Annotated in this window: 16 protein-coding genes; 8 read left to right on the top strand and 8 right to left on the bottom strand. The window is 65.8% G+C overall.

The window, feature by feature from the left end; genetic code table 11:
- Positions 1-11: 11 nt before the first annotated feature.
- Complete coding sequence (locus ASE91_RS00875; protein WP_055999082.1) at positions 12-1397, top strand: sensor histidine kinase; 1386 nt, start codon at positions 12-14, stop codon at positions 1395-1397.
- Here ASE91_RS00875 and ASE91_RS00870 read toward each other — a convergent pair.
- From ASE91_RS00870 to pdxH, 4 genes are all read right to left on the bottom strand, one after another.
- Positions 1319-2380: an LLM class flavin-dependent oxidoreductase gene (locus ASE91_RS00870; protein ID WP_082449682.1), complete on the bottom strand. Its 1062-nt coding sequence runs from the start codon at positions 2378-2380 to the stop codon at positions 1319-1321. The genes ASE91_RS00875 and ASE91_RS00870 overlap by 79 nt on opposite strands.
- 245 nt (positions 2381-2625) lie before the next feature.
- Positions 2626-3408, bottom strand: coding sequence for a PhzF family phenazine biosynthesis protein (locus tag ASE91_RS00865; protein ID WP_056621877.1), 783 nt, complete (start codon positions 3406-3408; stop codon positions 2626-2628).
- A complete protein-coding gene (locus ASE91_RS00860) occupies positions 3408-4364 on the bottom strand; it encodes a cation diffusion facilitator family transporter (protein ID WP_055999087.1) in 957 nt (318 codons plus the stop codon). Before ASE91_RS00860 ends, ASE91_RS00865 begins: the two co-directional genes overlap by 1 nt.
- Positions 4361-4936: a pyridoxamine 5'-phosphate oxidase gene (pdxH, locus tag ASE91_RS00855; RefSeq protein ID WP_056621875.1), complete on the bottom strand. Its 576-nt coding sequence runs from the start codon at positions 4934-4936 to the stop codon at positions 4361-4363. The genes ASE91_RS00860 and pdxH overlap by 4 nt, the downstream gene beginning before the upstream one ends.
- A gap of 116 nt (positions 4937-5052) precedes the next feature.
- Here pdxH and ku point away from each other — a divergent pair, with 116 nt between their 5' ends.
- Positions 5053-5952 carry a non-homologous end joining protein Ku gene (ku, locus tag ASE91_RS00850; protein WP_055999280.1) on the top strand — a complete coding sequence of 300 codons (900 nt, stop codon included), beginning with the start codon at positions 5053-5055 and terminating at the stop codon, positions 5950-5952.
- A gap of 1 nt (position 5953) precedes the next feature.
- The gene (gene ligD, locus ASE91_RS00845) at positions 5954-8365 is read left to right on the top strand and encodes a DNA ligase D (RefSeq protein ID WP_056621874.1); all 2412 of its coding nucleotides are present in this window, start codon (positions 5954-5956) and stop codon (positions 8363-8365) included.
- Between the two features lie 56 nt (positions 8366-8421).
- Here the strand turns inward: ligD and galE are convergent, their stop codons facing one another.
- A complete protein-coding gene (gene galE / locus ASE91_RS00840) occupies positions 8422-9423 on the bottom strand; it encodes a UDP-glucose 4-epimerase GalE (protein WP_056621872.1) in 1002 nt (333 codons plus the stop codon).
- 65 nt (positions 9424-9488) lie between these two features.
- On the opposite strand from galE, the gene msrA reads away from it, so the two are divergent.
- Both msrA and ASE91_RS00830 read left to right on the top strand, forming a co-directional pair.
- Complete coding sequence (gene msrA, locus ASE91_RS00835; protein WP_055999099.1) at positions 9489-10031, top strand: peptide-methionine (S)-S-oxide reductase MsrA; 543 nt, start codon at positions 9489-9491, stop codon at positions 10029-10031.
- A gap of 146 nt (positions 10032-10177) precedes the next feature.
- Positions 10178-12157, top strand: a complete 1980-nt coding sequence (locus ASE91_RS00830; RefSeq protein WP_056621869.1) for a GAF domain-containing protein — start codon at positions 10178-10180, stop codon at positions 12155-12157.
- Between the two features lie 141 nt (positions 12158-12298).
- Here the strand turns inward: ASE91_RS00830 and ASE91_RS00825 are convergent, their stop codons facing one another.
- The 3 genes from ASE91_RS00825 to ASE91_RS20035 form a co-directional block, all read right to left on the bottom strand.
- Positions 12299-12550 carry a GlsB/YeaQ/YmgE family stress response membrane protein gene (locus ASE91_RS00825; RefSeq protein ID WP_055999105.1) on the bottom strand — a complete coding sequence of 84 codons (252 nt, stop codon included), beginning with the start codon at positions 12548-12550 and terminating at the stop codon, positions 12299-12301.
- Between the two features lie 110 nt (positions 12551-12660).
- A complete protein-coding gene (sciP, locus tag ASE91_RS00820) occupies positions 12661-12963 on the bottom strand; it encodes a CtrA inhibitor SciP (protein ID WP_055999108.1) in 303 nt (100 codons plus the stop codon).
- Positions 12964-13063: 100 nt separating this feature from the next.
- A complete protein-coding gene (locus ASE91_RS20035) occupies positions 13064-13267 on the bottom strand; it encodes a hypothetical protein (RefSeq protein ID WP_200910846.1) in 204 nt (67 codons plus the stop codon).
- A 178-nt stretch (positions 13268-13445) separates the two neighbouring features.
- Here ASE91_RS20035 and mnmA point away from each other — a divergent pair, with 178 nt between their 5' ends.
- The 3 genes from mnmA to dapD all read left to right on the top strand — a co-directional run bounded on the left by mnmA (position 13446) and on the right by dapD (position 16133).
- Complete coding sequence (gene mnmA / locus ASE91_RS00810) at positions 13446-14540, top strand: tRNA 2-thiouridine(34) synthase MnmA (protein WP_056621867.1); 1095 nt, start codon at positions 13446-13448, stop codon at positions 14538-14540.
- A 115-nt stretch (positions 14541-14655) separates the two neighbouring features.
- Positions 14656-15318 carry a pyrimidine 5'-nucleotidase gene (locus tag ASE91_RS00805; RefSeq protein ID WP_056621866.1) on the top strand — a complete coding sequence of 221 codons (663 nt, stop codon included), beginning with the start codon at positions 14656-14658 and terminating at the stop codon, positions 15316-15318.
- Positions 15315-16133, top strand: coding sequence for a 2,3,4,5-tetrahydropyridine-2,6-dicarboxylate N-succinyltransferase (gene dapD / locus ASE91_RS00800; RefSeq protein WP_056402406.1), 819 nt, complete (start codon positions 15315-15317; stop codon positions 16131-16133). The genes ASE91_RS00805 and dapD overlap by 4 nt, the downstream gene beginning before the upstream one ends.
- The last annotated feature ends 64 nt before the right edge of the window (positions 16134-16197 follow it).

Here is a 16197-nt window from a genome sequence, read left to right as displayed (position 1 = left end):
AGGCACAGGCGATGGCGACCGGCGCCGACCCCGCCCCCCGCGCGCCGGCGCCGCGTCCCTATGTCCGGGTGACGGGGTCGCTGTCGCGGCGGATGATCGTCGTCGCGGCACTGTGGATCATGCTGTTGCTGGCCGGCGGCGGCTTCGCGCTCGACCGGGTGCTGGTGTCGGCGGTGACGCGCAATACCGATGACGGCCTCGAATATCTGCTCAATTCGCTGATCGTCTCGGCGGAGATCGACACCAGCGGCGAGGTGACGTTCAACCGGCAACTGTCCGATCAACGGTTCCTCGAACCCTATTCGGGGCTGTATTGGCAGGTCAGCGGACCGGGGCATGAAACATGGCCGTCGCGCTCGCTGTGGGATCGCAAGCTGCCGGTGGATCGCACTTATCGCTACACCGACATCCGGGTCTACGACGCCAAGCCCTTTCCCGAACAGAAACTGCGGATCGTCGAGCGTGACCTGACGCTGCCCGGATCGCCGACGGTCTGGCGGTTTCAGGTCGCGGAGTCGCGCGACGTGCTCGACGGCTTGATCGCGGCGCTGCGCAAGACGCTGGTGCGGTCGTTCGCGCTGCTGGGCCTCGGCCTGATCGTTATGGCGGCGTTGCAGACCTGGTACGGGTTGTTGCCGCTCCGGGCGGTGCGCGATGCCATTGCCCGGTTGCGTGCGGGACAGTCGGCGCGGGTCGAGGGATCGATGCCCGCCGAAGTCGCCCCGTTGGTCGAGGAACTGAACGCGCTGGTCGAACATAACGACCGGCAGGCGGAGGAGGCACGGCGCCATGCCGGCAACCTTGCCCATGCGCTGAAAACGCCGCTGACCGTCATCATGAACGCCGCAGCCGCCGGGCAGGACGACTTGGCCGACACCGTCATCCGCGAGGCGCGGACGATGCGGCGGCAGGTCGACCATCACCTTGCTCGCGCCCGCGCGGTCGGGCGGCGCGGATCGGCACATAGCCGGGCGGAGGTATGGACGTCGGTCGAGGCGGTCGAGCGTGCCGTCGCGCGTCTCTATCCCAATGTCCGCATCGATATCGATGGGCAGAAGGATCTGGTCGCGCGGATCGAGCGACAGGATCTCGACGAAATCCTCGGCAATCTGGTCGAGAACGCCGCCAAATATGGCGGGGGCAGCGTGTTCATGACGGTGCGCGCCGATGCCGGCTTCGTCGAGCTTCTGGTCGAGGACGACGGGCGCGGCATCCCGGAGGCGGACCGGCTGCGCATCTTCGATCGCGGCGTCCGGCTCGATTCGGGCAAGCCGGGCACCGGTCTCGGCCTCGCCATCGTCCGCGACGTGGCCGAGATCTACGAGGGTACCGCTTCCCTCGAAGAGAGCGAGGATCTGGGCGGGCTGCTGGTCAGGTTGCGGCTGCCCGCCGCCTGAAGCGCGCGCATCGCCTCCGCCGCAATCGTCACGCTGCGCTTGCGCGCCGCCGGTTCGAACATCGCGCCGGTGATGACGACCTCATCGACCTGCGTCCGATCGATGAACTTGGCCAGCCCGGCACGCACCGTTTCCGGCCCGCCGATCGCCGAGCATTCGAGCACGTGGTCGAGGATCGCATTGCCCTGCGCGCCGATCCGCTCACGATAGCCGGCGACGGGCGGCGGCAGTTCGATCGGCTGGCCGGTACGGATCGCCACGAACATCTGTTCGGTCGAACTGGCGAGCAAGCGGGCCTCCTCGTCGGTATCGGCCGCCAGCACGTTAAACGCCGCCGCGGCATAGGGCTTGTCAAGCACTGCCGACGGCCGGAAGTTGCGGCGATAGGCGTCCAGTGCCTGATCGAGTGCGGCGGGGGCGAAGTGTGAGGCGAAGGCATAGGGCAGGCCGAGCATGGCCGCGAGTTGCGCCCCGAACAGCGACGATCCGAGAATCCACAGATCGACCTTCGCACCCGCACCCGGCACCGCGCGAATACCGCCCCGCGCGTCGTCGGCGAAATAGCGCTGCAACTCGACCACGTCCTGCGGAAAGGCATTGGGATCGCTGTCGAGCGTCCGGCGCAGTGCGCGCGCGACGATCTGGTCCGATCCCGGCGCGCGGCCCAGACCAAGGTCGATCCGCCCCGGAAACAGCGCATCCAGCGTGCCAAACTGTTCGGCGATGGTCAGCGGCGCGTGATTGGGCAGCATGATCCCGCCTGCGCCAACGCGGATCGCCTTCGTCGCAGCGGCAATATGGCCGATCACCACCGCCGTCGCCGCGCTGGCGATGCCGGGCATGCCGTGATGTTCGGCTACCCAATAGCGGTGATAGCCCTCGCGTTCGGCATGGGCGGCAAGGTCGGCGGCAGCGGCCAGCGCTTCGCCGGGGGTGCCGCCCTGACGGACGGGGACGAGGTCGAGCATCGAATAGCGGGTCATGGGAGGTAAATGGGCACTCGGTTGCGGATTGCTACCGAAGCGTTGCTTGTGCGGTGTAGGGAAGAAGTTGGTTCGCGCGAAGGCGCGAAGTACGCGAAGGGGTTGCGCTCTTTGCGGGCCGCTCGCGGTCGGGAGACGTTTTGTCCCTGGCATCCATGAAATGAGGCCGCTGGCGCGGGAATGGTCGTGCCGCGCGCAACCCCTCCGCGCCCTTTGCGCCTCCGCGCCTTCGCGTGAACAATCAATCAGAGCAACAGTTCGCCCTGCATCACCGTAACGCACTGCCCGCCCAGCACCGCGCGTTCGCCGCTGAGCCTACAGGTCAGATGCCCGCCGCGTGCGCTCGTCTGATACGCCGTGAAACGATCGCGACCCAACCGTTCGGCCCAGAAGGGCGCGAGCGCGGCATGGGCCGATCCGGTCACCGGGTCTTCGTCCACGCCCCAGGCGGGCACGAACACCCGGCTGACGATATCGGCGACGTCGCCCGGCGCGGTGACGATCGCCATCACTTCGCATGTCGCCAGCGCGGCCATATCGGGCGCACAGGCCCGAACGGCGGCGGCATCGGGCAGCAGGATGATGCTGGTCTGCTGCGCGCCGGAGACGCTGGCAAACACCTCGCCGTCACAACCCAACGCCGCCAGCAACGCCACATCGGGCGCCGACGCGACGCGCGTCACCGGCAGGTCGAGCATATAGCCATCGCCATCGCGCCCGACGGTCAGCACCCCGGCCTTGCGCGTGGCGAAGCGGACGGCGTCGCGGTCGCCCAGCACGACATGGCCGCTCGCCAGCGTCGCATGGCCGCACATCGCGATCTCGACGGTCGGGGTGAACCAGCGAAGCTCGTAATCGGCAACGCCTTCCATGGGCACGAGGAACGCGGTTTCCGACAGGTTATGCTCCAACGCGATCGACTGAAGCAGCGCATCGTCGGGCCATGCGTCGAGCAGCATCACCGCCGCCGGATTGCCCGCGAACGGCCGATCGGTGAAGGCGTCGACGACGGTGAACGGCATCGCCATCAGTAACTTCCCACGCGCTTGCCGAACCAGTGCGGAGTTACATCGGCCTCGACCAGCGGGTTGTCGGTATCGACATGGCCTTCGGGATCGAGATGGATCAGCACTTCCACCTTGGGGAAGGCGCTGCGCAGCGCGCGCTCGACGCCCTCTACCACGTCGTGCGCGTCGGCGACGGTCATGTCGCGCGCGACCTCCATATGGAATTGCGCGAAATCATGGCTGCCAGAGCGGCGCGTGCGGAAATCGTGGATGCCGCGCAGCCCTTCCTGCCGGGCGGCAACGTCGAGGAACGCACGTCGCTCGTCCTCCGGCCACTCCTTGTCCATCAACTGGTCGATCGCCTGACTAGACGCCTGAAACGCACCCCAGCCGAGCCAGAGCGCGATCAGGATACCCATTACCGGGTCGGCACCACGCACTGCGAAGATCTGGTCGAGAACCATTGCGACGATGACGGCGAGGTTGAGCAACAGGTCGCTTTGATAATGGACGTTATCGGCACGGATCGCGACCGAACCGGTACGGTCGATGATCGACTTCTGATAGGCAAGCAACGCGAAGGTCGCGACCATCGCGATCACCGACACGCCGATACCGAATTCGACGTCCTGCGTCTCGCCCGGCGCACCGAAGGCGGCGATGGCGCGCCACGCGATTCCCGCAGCCGAGGCGGTGATGAGCATGACCTGAAACAACGCCGCCAGCGCCTCCGCCTTGCCATGGCCGAAGCGGTGGTCGTGATCGGCCGGCGTCGCGGCAAGGCGCACGCCGTACAGCGTGACCAGCGACGCCAGCAGGTCGAGCGCGGTGTCGGCAAGGCTGCCGAGCATCGCCACCGATCCGGTATGCCACGCCGCAAAGCCCTTCAGACCCAGCAGGAACATCGCCATCGTCACCGACGCAATGGCGGCACGGGTGGCGAGCGGGATCACCCGCTTGCGTTCGGTCTCGGTCACGGGAACAGCAATCCTTCGCTCCAGCCGCCTTCGACTGCGGTGAAGACGCGGCGTTCGTGCAGCCGGTGGGCGCGGTCCTGCCAGAACTCGATCGATACCGGCGTCACGCGGTAGCCGCCCCAGAAGGGCGGGCGGGGCACGTCCTGCCCCTCGAACCGATCCGACATTTCGGCAAAACGCGCTTCGAACGTTTCCCGGTCGGCGAGCGGACGCGACTGGTCCGATGCCCATGCCCCCAACTGCGAATCGCGACCGCGCGATGCGAAATAGGCATCCGATTCGGTGTCGGTTGCCAGCGTCACCGGCCCCTCGATCCGGATCTGCCGCCGCAGGGATTTCCAGTGGAACAGCAGGGCGGCGTTGGGATTGGCGGTCAGGTCGGCGGCCTTGCGCCCCTCGCGATTGGTGTAGAACACGAAGCCGTCGGGGCCATGGCCCTTCAACAGCACCATCCGTACCGACGGGCGTCCGGCGGCATCGGCGGTGGCGAGTGCCATCGCATTGGGATCGTTGGGCTCGCTGGCCTTGGCTCCAGCGAACCACTGATCGAACAGGGCAAAGGGATCGGTCATATCCCGGCACATACGCATTTTCGTCAGCAATTTCACCCCGGCGCATTCCGCACATGCGGAACGAGTCTTTCCCCTGCGGATTGAATCGGTTGAGCAACGATTTCGGGAATTCCGGCATGGCGGCACGCGCATATTGGCAGGGGCAGATCCGCCTTGCCCTCGTATCGATCCCGGTCGAAATCTACAGCGCGACCAAATCGGGCGCGAGCATCAGCTTTCGCCAGATTCACGAACCCAGCGGCAAGCCGATCCATTACGAGAAATCGGTAACCGGCATCGGCCCGGTCGATCCGGACGAAATCATGAAGGGGTACCAGATTGAAAAGGGCGAATATGTCCTGCTCGATCAGGAGGAGATCGACGCCGTCAAGCTGGAGTCGAAGAAGACGCTGGAACTGACCCAGTTCGTCGACGCGCATGAGATCGACGTGATCTATTACGAAAAGCCCTATTTCGTGGTGCCTGCCGACGATCTGGCCGAAGAGGCGTTCATCGTGTTGCGCGAGGCGTTGAAGCGCACGAGGAAGGTCGGGCTGGGCCAGTTGGCGCTGCGGGGGCGCGAATATGTCGTCAGCCTGAAACCCTGTGGGCGCGGCATGGTGCTGGAAACGTTGCGCTATGCCGACGAGGTCAACCGCGCGCAGGGCTATTTTCGCGACATTCCGGATGCCAAGCCCGACGACGACCTGCTCGATCTTGCCGAAACGCTGATCGCGAAAAAGACCGCGAAATTCGATCCGCAGGAGTTTCACGACCGCTATGTCGACGCGCTGAAGGATCTGGTCGAACGCAAGGTGAAGGCGAAGGGCCGCAAGATCGTCGACACCACCGAGGAGGAGCGGCCGAGCGGCGGCAATGTCGTCGACCTGATGGCCGCCCTCAAGAAGTCGCTCGAAAAGGGAGGCGCGGCGAAGGCGGGTGACGACAAGCCCGCGCCCAAGAAGCGTGCGGCACCGAAGGCCAAGCCGGCTGCGAAAACCACCGCGCGCAAGCCGGCGGCCGCCAAGCGCGCCTGACATGGCGGCGAAACCGGACCCGCTGGCAAAGTATAACGCGAAGCGCGATTTCGCGCGCACTGCCGAACCGGCGGGGACGCTGGCCACGGGCAAGGGCAATCGCTTCATCGTCCAGAAGCATGACGCGACCCGGCTGCATTATGATTTCCGGCTGGAGATCGATGGGGTGCTCAAAAGCTGGGCGGTAACGCGCGGCCCCAGCATCGATCCCGACCAGAAGCGGCTGGCGGTCCGGACCGAGGATCATCCGCTGTCCTATGCCGACTTCGAAGGGGTGATCCCGGCGGGTGAATATGGCGGCGGCACGGTGATGCTGTGGGATACCGGCACCTGGTCGCCGATTGCCGGCAAATCGGCGAAGGATCTGGACGAGGGCCATCTCCACTTCGTGCTCGCGGGGAAGCGGATGCGCGGCGAATGGTTGCTGGTCCGGCTGAAGCCGCGCGGCAACGAAAAGCGCGAGAACTGGCTGTTGCGCAAGGTCGCCGACCCGCACGCGGGGGGCACCGACCTGCTGACCGATACGCTGTTGACCAGCGTCAAGACCGGGCGGACGATGGAGGAGATCACCGCCGGCAAGCCGTCGGTGAAGCCGACGAGGCGGGGAAAGGGAAAGGTTGCGCGGCCCGCCTTCGCCGATCCGCAACTGGCGACGTTGGTCGATAGCGTGCCGACGGGCAGCAACTGGCTGCACGAGGTCAAATATGACGGCTATCGCATCCTGATCGCGACCGGCGGCGACGGACCGCGCCTCTATACGCGTACCGGGCTGGACTGGACGAGCAGGTTTCCGGACGTCGCTGAGGCTGCGCGGAGCCTGCCGCCGGGGCTGTTGCTGGATGGCGAGGTCGTGGCGCTCCGCGACGGAAAGCCCGATTTCTCGACGTTGCAGGCGGCGATCAAGGACGGCGGCGATATGCGCTGCTTCCTGTTCGACCTGCTGCATGATGCCGGCGGCGACCGGCGCGACGAACCGCTGGTCCGGCGCAAGGAACGGTTACGGGGGGTGCTGGCCGATGCCGATCCCCGGCTGGCCTATTCCGACCATGTCACCGGATCGGGCGAGCAACTGTTCGCGGCGATGTGCCGGGAGGGCTTTGAAGGGATCGTGTCGAAACAGGCCGACGCCCCCTATCGCGGCACCCGGACCAAGGGGTGGGTGAAGGTCAAATGTACCCACCGGCAGGAGTTCATCCTTGTCGGCTGGGTGCCGAGCGAGGCACGCGGCCGGCCGTTCAAGTCGCTGTTGCTGGCGGTGCAGGGCGAGGATGGCTTGCGCTATGCCGGCCGGGTCGGAACCGGGTTCGATGCCGCGACGATGGCGCAACTGCGCGATGCGCTGGCGCCGCTGGAGCGCAAGACCCCGCCGCTCGATCTGCCCGCCGCCGTCCGGCGGGGGGCGCGGTTCGTGACGCCGACGCTGGTCGCCGAGGTCGCCTTTGCTGAATTCACCGCCGACGACATCGTCCGTCATGCCAGCTTTCTGGGCCTGCGCGGCGACAAGGCAGCCAAGGATGTCGTGCGCGAGACGCCGGCACCGGTCGAACGGGCATCGAAGGCGCGCATCACCAGCGCCGGCCGGGTGATCTTTCCCGGCGATCGGCTGACCAAGGGCGATCTGGCCGACTATGTCGAGGCGGTCGCGCCGCTGTTGCTGCCATGGGCGGCGAACCGGCCGATCAGTCTGGTGCGCTGTCCGCAGGGGCGGGCCAAGGCGTGTTTCTTCCAGAAGCATGATGCCGGCAGCTTCGGCGATGCGGTCTTGTCGGTCGAGATCGCCGAGAAGGATGGCGGGCGCGAACCCTATCTGTTCGTGCGCGACGCCGCCGGGTTGCTGGCCTGTGTGCAGATGGGGACGATCGAGTTTCACGGCTGGGGCGCGGGGGTCGAGGATGTCGAGCGGCCCGACCGGATGGTGTTCGACCTCGATCCCGATGAGAGCCTCGATTTCGACGATGTGAAGCGCGCCGCGCACGACCTGCACCGACATCTCGCCGACCTCGGACTGGCGAGCTTCGCGATGCTGTCGGGGGGCAAGGGGGTGCATGTCGTCGTGCCGCTGACCCCCGATGCGCAGTGGCCGGCGGTCAAGGATTTTGCCGATCGCTTCTCCCGGGCGCTGGCGCAGGCCGAACCCGACCGCTTCGTGGCGACGATGGCGAAGGCGAAGCGGAAGGGGCGCATCTTCATCGACTGGCTGCGCAACCAGCGCGGAAGCACCGCCGTGCTCCCCTATTCGGCGCGGGCGCGGGCCGGCGCGCCGGTCGCGGCCCCGGTCGCATGGCGGGAACTCGATGATATCGACAGCCCGGCGCGCTGGACGATCCGCGACGCCGCAGAACTGCTCAAGCGCGCCGACAGCCGGCTGCTGGCCGGCTGGGGCGTCGCCGATCAGGTGTTGCCCGATCGGTAGGAGCATTTGCCGCCGGCGTATCCCCGCCTGCGCAGGGGTACGCCAGCGCTTCGGGATCAGCCCCCGTTGCGCTCCGCCAGCGCGCGTTCCCATCCCAGTGCGTCGCGGACGATCTGGTCGAGATCGGCATGTTGCGGCCGCCACGGCAGCGTCGACAGGATCGTGCTGTTGTCGGCGACCAGCGCGTCGGGATCGCCGGCGCGGCGACCTTCCAGCCGGCGGTCGATGGTCAGGTTGGTGACCCGGTCGACGGCGTCGAGCACTTCGAGCACCGAATAGCCGCGGCCATAGCCGGCGTTCATCGTGTGGTTGCTGGTCGGATCGGCCATCAGCAGGTCGAGCGCATGAACATGCGCGTCGGCCAGATCGCTGACATGGATATAGTCGCGCACGCCGGTGCCGTCGGGCGTGGCGAAATCGGTGCCATAGACGCCGACATGGCTACGCTTGCCGATCGCCGCCTCGACCGCGACCTTGATGAGGTGGGTGGCGCCGGCCGTCGACTGGCCCGAGCGGCCCTTGGGATCGGCACCGGCGACGTTGAAATAACGGAGCGCGGCATAGTTGATCGGATGCGCGGCGGCGACGTCGGCCAGCATGATCTCGGTCATCAGCTTCGACATGCCGTACGGATTGATCGGCTGTTTCGGGCTGTCCTCGCGCACCGGCACGACGTCCGGGATGCCGTAGGTCGCGGCGGTCGAGGAGAAGATGAAGTGCTTCACCCCCTCGGCAACCGCGCTTTCGATCAGGCTGCGCGAGGCGGCGGTGTTGTTGCGATAATATTTAAGCGGGTTCTCGACCGATTCGGGCACCACCACCGATCCGGCGAAGTGCAGGATCGCATGGACCTTGTGCTCGCGAAGCGCGGCGCGGACGGCATTGTCGTCGGAAATATCGGCGACGACCAGCGCGGCACGCGAATCGACGGCCCAGTCGAAGCCGGTGACCAGATTGTCGACGACGACGACGTCATGCCCCGCATCGAGCAGCGCCAGCACCGCATGGCTGCCGATATATCCCGCCCCGCCCGTAACCAGAACCTTGCCGTCGCTCATCTTGTCTGTCCCCGATTGTACCGCCGCAGCGCGCGCCTATCTCCCTGACAGAAGGAGATTACGCAATGGCTACCGAACAGGCGATATTCGCCGGCGGATGTTTTTGGTGCACCGAAGCGGTGTTTCGCGATGTGATCGGCGTCGAACAGGTCGAAAGCGGCTATATCGGCGGCACGATCGAACATCCGACGTACAAACAGGTCTGTGGCGGGAATACCGGCCATGCCGAGGCGATCCGGGTTACCTATGATCCGGCGGTGATCGGCTATGACGACATGCTCGACATCTTCTTTGCGACGCATGATCCGACGCAACTGAACCGGCAGGGCAACGACGTCGGCACCCAGTATCGCTCGGCGATCTTCCCGATGTCGCCCGAACAGGAAGCGGCGGCGCGCGCCGGGATCGAACGGGCGGGCGAAGGACGCGGCAAGATCGTGACCACGATCGAACCGCTGTCGACCTGGTATCCGGCCGAGGACTATCATCAGGAATATTGGGACGGTGAGGGACAGCGTAATCCCTATTGCCTGGCGATCATTCCGCCCAAGCTGCAAAAGCTGCGCAAGAGCTTCGCGGCGCGGACGCGGAGTGCCGAAACCGCCTGATCGGGACGAGATACTACCGGGACCGATGTGATTTCGGTCGACCGGCGAAGGTCTGTAAGGTGCAAGGGCCGTGCCAACCATGGTGCGGCCCTTGTGCTGTCTACGGAGAATCGCTATTCAGAACATGGCCTTGGGGGGCAGAGGACATGGGGGCGAATGATGACCCTGCGGCGGCGGAACGGCTGGCGGCGATACGCGACTATCGTTTGATACAGTTGACCGGCGATGCGGCGCAGGACGATCTCGTACGGCTGGCGGCACAGATATGTGCGGCGCCGGTGGCGCTCGTCACGATCATCGATGCTGGTTGGCAATGGTTTTCGGCACGGGTCGGCACCGATGCGCCGGGCACGTCGCTCGACGATGCGATCTGTATTCATGCGCTGGATGCCGACGACATGCTGGTCATTCCCGACCTGTCGATCGATGCGCGGACGCGCGATAGCGGGATCGTTACGGCCGGCCCCAAAGTCCGCTTCTATGCCGGGGTGCCGTTGCGTCTGAACGGCGTGGCGACGGGGACGCTGTGCGTCCTCGATGTCGTTCCCCGGCCGGAAGGGTTGACCGACATCCAGCGCGAAATGATGCGCAGCCTGGCGCGACAGGTGGTGGCAATGCTGGAAATGCGGCGGTTGCTGGCCGAACGCGACGTTACCCTGGCGCGGATCGCCGATGCCGAAACGGCGCTGAGCGGTAACGAGCAACGTTGGCAGGGCCTGTTCCAGAATCTCGGCGACGGTTTTGCGCTGGGCAAGGCATTGCGTGACGACGATGGTCGCGTCGTCGACTGGCAGTTTTTCGACGCCAATCCGGCGTGGTATGCGCTGTGGGGGATCGATCGCGCGACGATGTTGTCGAGGACCGGACGTATGTTGGATGCGGCTGCCCCGGGAAGCTGGGCGGACGATCTGCACGGATTGCTGCGCGACGGGACGCCGGTCGGGTTCGTCCATCATATCCCGACGCTGCGCCGCTGGTTTCGCGGACATTGTTTCCGCATCGACAGCGAACGGTTCGGTGCGATCCTGCAGGATATTACCAACGAACGCGGAGCCGAAGGGCGACAGAGCGTCCTGATCGAACTCGGTGACGTGTTGCGCGACTGCCATGATGCCGCCGCCGTGGCGCAGGTGGCATCGGCGTTGGTCGGGGAGGCGATGAGCGTCGGCGGTGCCGGATTCGGCCGGATCGATGCGATGATGACGCAGATCGACATCGGGCCGGACTGGACGGCGGGCGACAGCCCCCTGCTCGGCGGGCAGCATGATCTCGCCGCGTTCGGCACGCTGCAGGATATGATCGAGCGCGGGGAGGCGGTGGTCGTGCGCGACGTACGGACCGATTCGCGTACGCTCCATCGGGCCGATGGCCTGCTGGCGATGTCGGTCGCCGCCTTCGTGATCGTCCCCGTGCGTCGGGACGGACGCATCGTTTCGGCCTTCGTGGTCCATGATCCGGCACCGCGGCACTGGCGAGCCGAGGAAATCGTGTTCCTGCGCAAGGTCGCTGACCGTGTCGAGGTCGGCATGGCGCAGGTTGAATCCGAAGTGCACCGGAACCTGTTGATCCAGGAACTGGCACATCGGTTGAAGAACACGCTGTCGATGGTGCAGGCGATCGCGTCGCAGACGTTGCGCGGGACGATCGCGCGCGAGCCACTCGACGCGTTCGAGCGGCGCTTGCAGGCATTGGGCGTTGCCCATGACGTGCTGGTCGAACGGAACTGGGTCGGTGCCGATATGCATGCGACGGTACGGCAGGTGCTTGCCGTCTTCGGCTGCGACGATCGCATCGCCCTGTCGGGTCCCGACGTCGCGCTCGGTGCACGGGCCGCGCTGTCGCTGGCGCTGATGCTACACGAACTGGGGACCAATGCGGTCAAGTACGGGGCGTTGTCGGCAGGTGCCGGACGCGTCTCGATCGAGTGGATCGTGGAGGACGGCGTACTGTGCTTTATCTGGCGCGAACGTGGTGGCCCTCCGGTCCGGACGCCTACCCGCCGTGGTTTCGGGTCTAAATTGTTGCGGCTGGGGCTGACCGGCAACGGCGACAGCGAGACGTGTTTCGAACCGGACGGGGTCGTGGTGACGATGCGCGCTGCGGTATCGGAGTTGACCGGGGGCTGAAGGCCGCTTGTGCTGCGGAACGCGTTTTTGGCGTAGCAGCAAACAGTCCCTCCGCTACGAACAAGAGATACCCGGTCTTCGAAAACCAAAAAGGCCGCCCGGTTAGGAGCGGCCCATTCGTCTCGGTTCGAGAGCAGGTGCTTAACGCACCGTACCGCGACGCACGAGGTTCACGATTGCCAGGAGCACGACTGCGCCAACCAGCGAATACAGGAAGCTGGTAACCGTGATGCCGTTGTTGATGTTGGCACCGGTAACGAAGCCGGCAATTACTGCGCCCACGATGCCGACGACGATGTTTAGGAAGATGCCCTGCTGCGCGTCCGTCCGCATGATGATGCTGGCCAGCCAGCCAACGACACCGCCCACGATCAGCCAGAGAATGATACCCATTTCACGTCCCTCCATTTGGTGCCTGCGACCCGATGCTGTGCGTACCGGGCGTACTGGGGGAAAGACTCTCAAGGGACTGGGTTGTTCCGCCTCCGTATTTAACGAATACCTTAATATTTTCGCTGCTGGCGTTCGTAGAGCGTTTTGTAATGCTGGATCCGGGTCACCCGCAGCCCCGGCATGCCCGACCGGTCGACCGCGCGTTGCCATCCGGCGAACTCCTCGGCCGACAGATTGTACCGCATGCAGACGTCGTCGACGGTTATCAGCCCGCCATTGACCGCCGCGACCACTTCCGCCTTGCGCCGGACGACCCACCGGGTCGTTTCGGCTGGCGGCAGCGTATCGAGCGTAAGCGGTTCGCCGAGCGGACCGATCACCTTTGCCGGACGAATTTTCTGGTTCTCAATCATACTGGACCTCGAGCCGGGGTGGGAGACCCCTGAAACCTACTTTTTCGGTCATACTGAACACGGCTGAACATGAGCTAAAACGGCTAGGTAAACATGGTCTTCATTCGCGCGGCACCCAGGCGGAATTGGCGATGGACCGTTGCTCCGCCACGATACGCGGATCGAGCAGCGTCGCCGTCCAGCAGTTGAACGCGCCCTCGGTCGGGGTCAGCAGCGATACCGGCGCGCGCTTCCACGTCAGTTGCGTCTGCAACCGGGCCGTCGGCGTCGCGGCCTGCCGGCCCGTCGCCGAGGCCAGCAACACGGCCAGTTCCGTCGGTAACGGTGTGACCGTGCTACCACGGTCGAAACGGGCGAAGCTCAGTTCCAATGCATCTTTCCCACATGGGTTTCGAACCCTGTTGCTACCCGACACACCTGAAGGTCCGGTAAATGACGCCCCGTTTTTGCAAGCCGGCCGCGAAAGGATTATCGGCGGCCGCATGAATGCTGCTGATTTTCAACTCGAATCGCCGGTTGCCGCACGACGGATCGTCGTCGCCATGTCGGGCGGGGTCGACAGTTCGGTCGTTGCCGCGCTTGCCCATGCTACCGGCGCGGAGACGATCGGCGTTACGCTGCAACTCTACGACCATGGCGCGGCGGTCGGGCGGGCGGGGTCGTGCTGCGCCGGCCGCGACATTCGTGACGCGCGCGCGGTATGCGACCGGCTGGGCATCGCCCATTATGTGTTCGATCACGAAACCAGTTTCCGCGAGACGGTGATCGACGATTTCGCCGATGCCTATCTGGCCGGGCGGACGCCGATCCCGTGCGTGAAGTGCAATATGGGGCCGAAATTCACCGACCTGTTCGCGCTGGCGCGTGATTTGGGCGCGGATTGCCTCGCGACCGGTCATTATATCCGGCGGGCGATGGGCGCGGCCGGCGCGGAACTGCACCGCGCGGTCGATCCGGCGCGCGACCAGAGCTATTTCCTGTTCGCGACGACGCAGGATCAGCTCGACTTCCTCCGTTTTCCGCTGGGTGGCATGCCCAAGGCGCGCGTGCGCGAGATCGCCGCCGAACTGGGGCTGGGCGTCGCGGGCAAGCCCGACAGTCAGGATATCTGCTTCGTGCCCGATGGCGACTATGCCGGGCTGGTCCGCAAGCTGCGCCCCGAAGCGAACGAGGGCGGCGAGATCGTCGATCTGGGCGGACAGGTGCTGGGGCAGCATGGCGGACTGGTCGGCTATACCGTGGGACAGCGGCGCGGGCTGGAGATCGGCGGCCTTGCCGAGCCGCTCTATGTCGTGCGGCTGGAGCCGGAGACGAAGCGGCTGGTCGTCGGACCGCGCAGTGCTCTGGCGGTCGGTGCGGCGCGCCTGTCGCAGATCAACTGGATCGGCTGCGACCATGCCGGTCCGTTGACCGCCAAGGTGCGGTCGATGGCGAAGCCGGTACCAGCGCGACTGGAAGGCGACCGGCTGGTGTTCGATGCACCCGAATATGGCGTCGCGCCCGGACAGGCGGCAGTGTTGTATGCCGGGGAACGAGTGCTGGGCGGCGGCTGGATCGAGACGACGGAGGCCGCGTAAATCCTTCCCGGTACCGCGTTGCGCGGCCTGCCCCCTCCACCAGCTGCGCTGTTCCCGTCCCCGTACCGGGGAGGAGCTTGCAGCATATCTCGCACCCGCCTACAGCCCGCGACCGATGCTACCCGCGCTCGCCCATGTCCGTGACTGGATTTTCGATCTCGACAACACGCTCTATCCGGCGTCGAGCAATCTGTTCGCCGAGGTCGAGGCGCGCATGGGGCAATATATCTGCGACCTGCTGGGCTGCGATGCGGCGGAAGCGCACCGGGTGCAGAAGATGCATTTCCACAATCACGGCACGTCGCTGTCGGGGCTGATGGCCGAGCAGGCGGTCGATCCGCACCATTTTCTCGATTTCGTCCACGACATCGACCTGTCGTCGCTGGTCCCCGATCCCGATCTGCCGCGGCTGCTGGCCGGATTGCCGGGGCGCAAGCTGGTCTTTACCAACGGCGATGCGCCATATGCGCAGCGGGTGCTCGACAAGCTCGGCCTGTCCGAGAGCTTTGCGGGCATCCATGACATCCATGCCACCGCCTATCGCCCGAAACCGCACACCAGCGCGTATGACGGGCTGTGCGCGGCGTGGGAGATCGACCCCAGGGCCGCGCTGTTCGCCGAGGATATGGCCCGCAACCTCGTCCCCGCGAAGGAAGTGGGCATGACGACGGTCTGGGTCGACAACGGGTCCGAACAGGGGCTGCCCGTGGGCCGCGACCATATCGATTACATCACGCACGACATCGTCGCGTGGCTACGCTTCGTGGAGGAATCATGACCGACCTTGCTGCCCAGATCGATGCCGCATGGGAAAACCGTGCCGAGCTGACCGTCCATACGCAGGGCGAGGTTCGGGACGCCGTCGACGCCGCGCTGGCACTGCTCGATTCGGGCGAGGCACGCGTGGCCGAGCCGGTTGGCGATGGCTGGCAGGTCCATCAGTGGCTGAAAAAGGCGGTGCTGTTGTCGTTTCGTCTGAACGACAACCAGATTATGGACGGCCCCGGCGGCACCAACTGGTTCGACAAGGTGCCGAGCAAGTTCACCGGCTGGGGCGAACACAGGTTCCGCGACGCCGGGTTCCGCGCGGTGCCGGGCAGCATCGTCCGCCGCGGCGCGTTCGTCGGCAAGGGCGCGATCCTGATGCCGAGCTTCGTCAACATCGGCGCCTATGTCGGCGAAGGCACGATGGTCGATACCTGGGCGACCGTCGGCAGCTGTGCGCAGATCGGGAAGAACGTACATCTGTCGGGCGGTGCGGGCATCGGCGGCGTGCTGGAGCCGTTGCAGGCCGATCCGGTCATCATCGGCGACGGCGCCTTTATCGGCGCGCGGGCCGAAGTGGCCGAGGGCGTCCGCGTCGGCGAGGGCGCGGTGCTGTCGATGGGCGTGTATCTGGGCGCATCGACCAAGATCATCGACCGCGCGACCGGCGAAACCTTCCGCGGCGAAGTGCCGCCCTATGCGGTGGTGGTGCCGGGATCGATCGGTGGCGGCGACGGCAAGCCGGCGCTGTACTGCGCGGTCATCGTCAAGCGCGTCGATGCGCAAACGCGCAGCAAGACCAGCATCAACGACCTGCTGCGGGACTGACCGAAATTCCTCCCCGGCACGGGGAGGGGGACCAGTCGCAGGCTGATGGAGGGGGATGTCCGCA

This window comes from Sphingomonas sp. Leaf62 (assembly GCF_001421915.1).
Classification (GTDB): Bacteria; Pseudomonadota; Alphaproteobacteria; order Sphingomonadales; family Sphingomonadaceae; genus Sphingomonas.
This window is presented reverse-complemented; position numbering and strand designations above follow the sequence as displayed.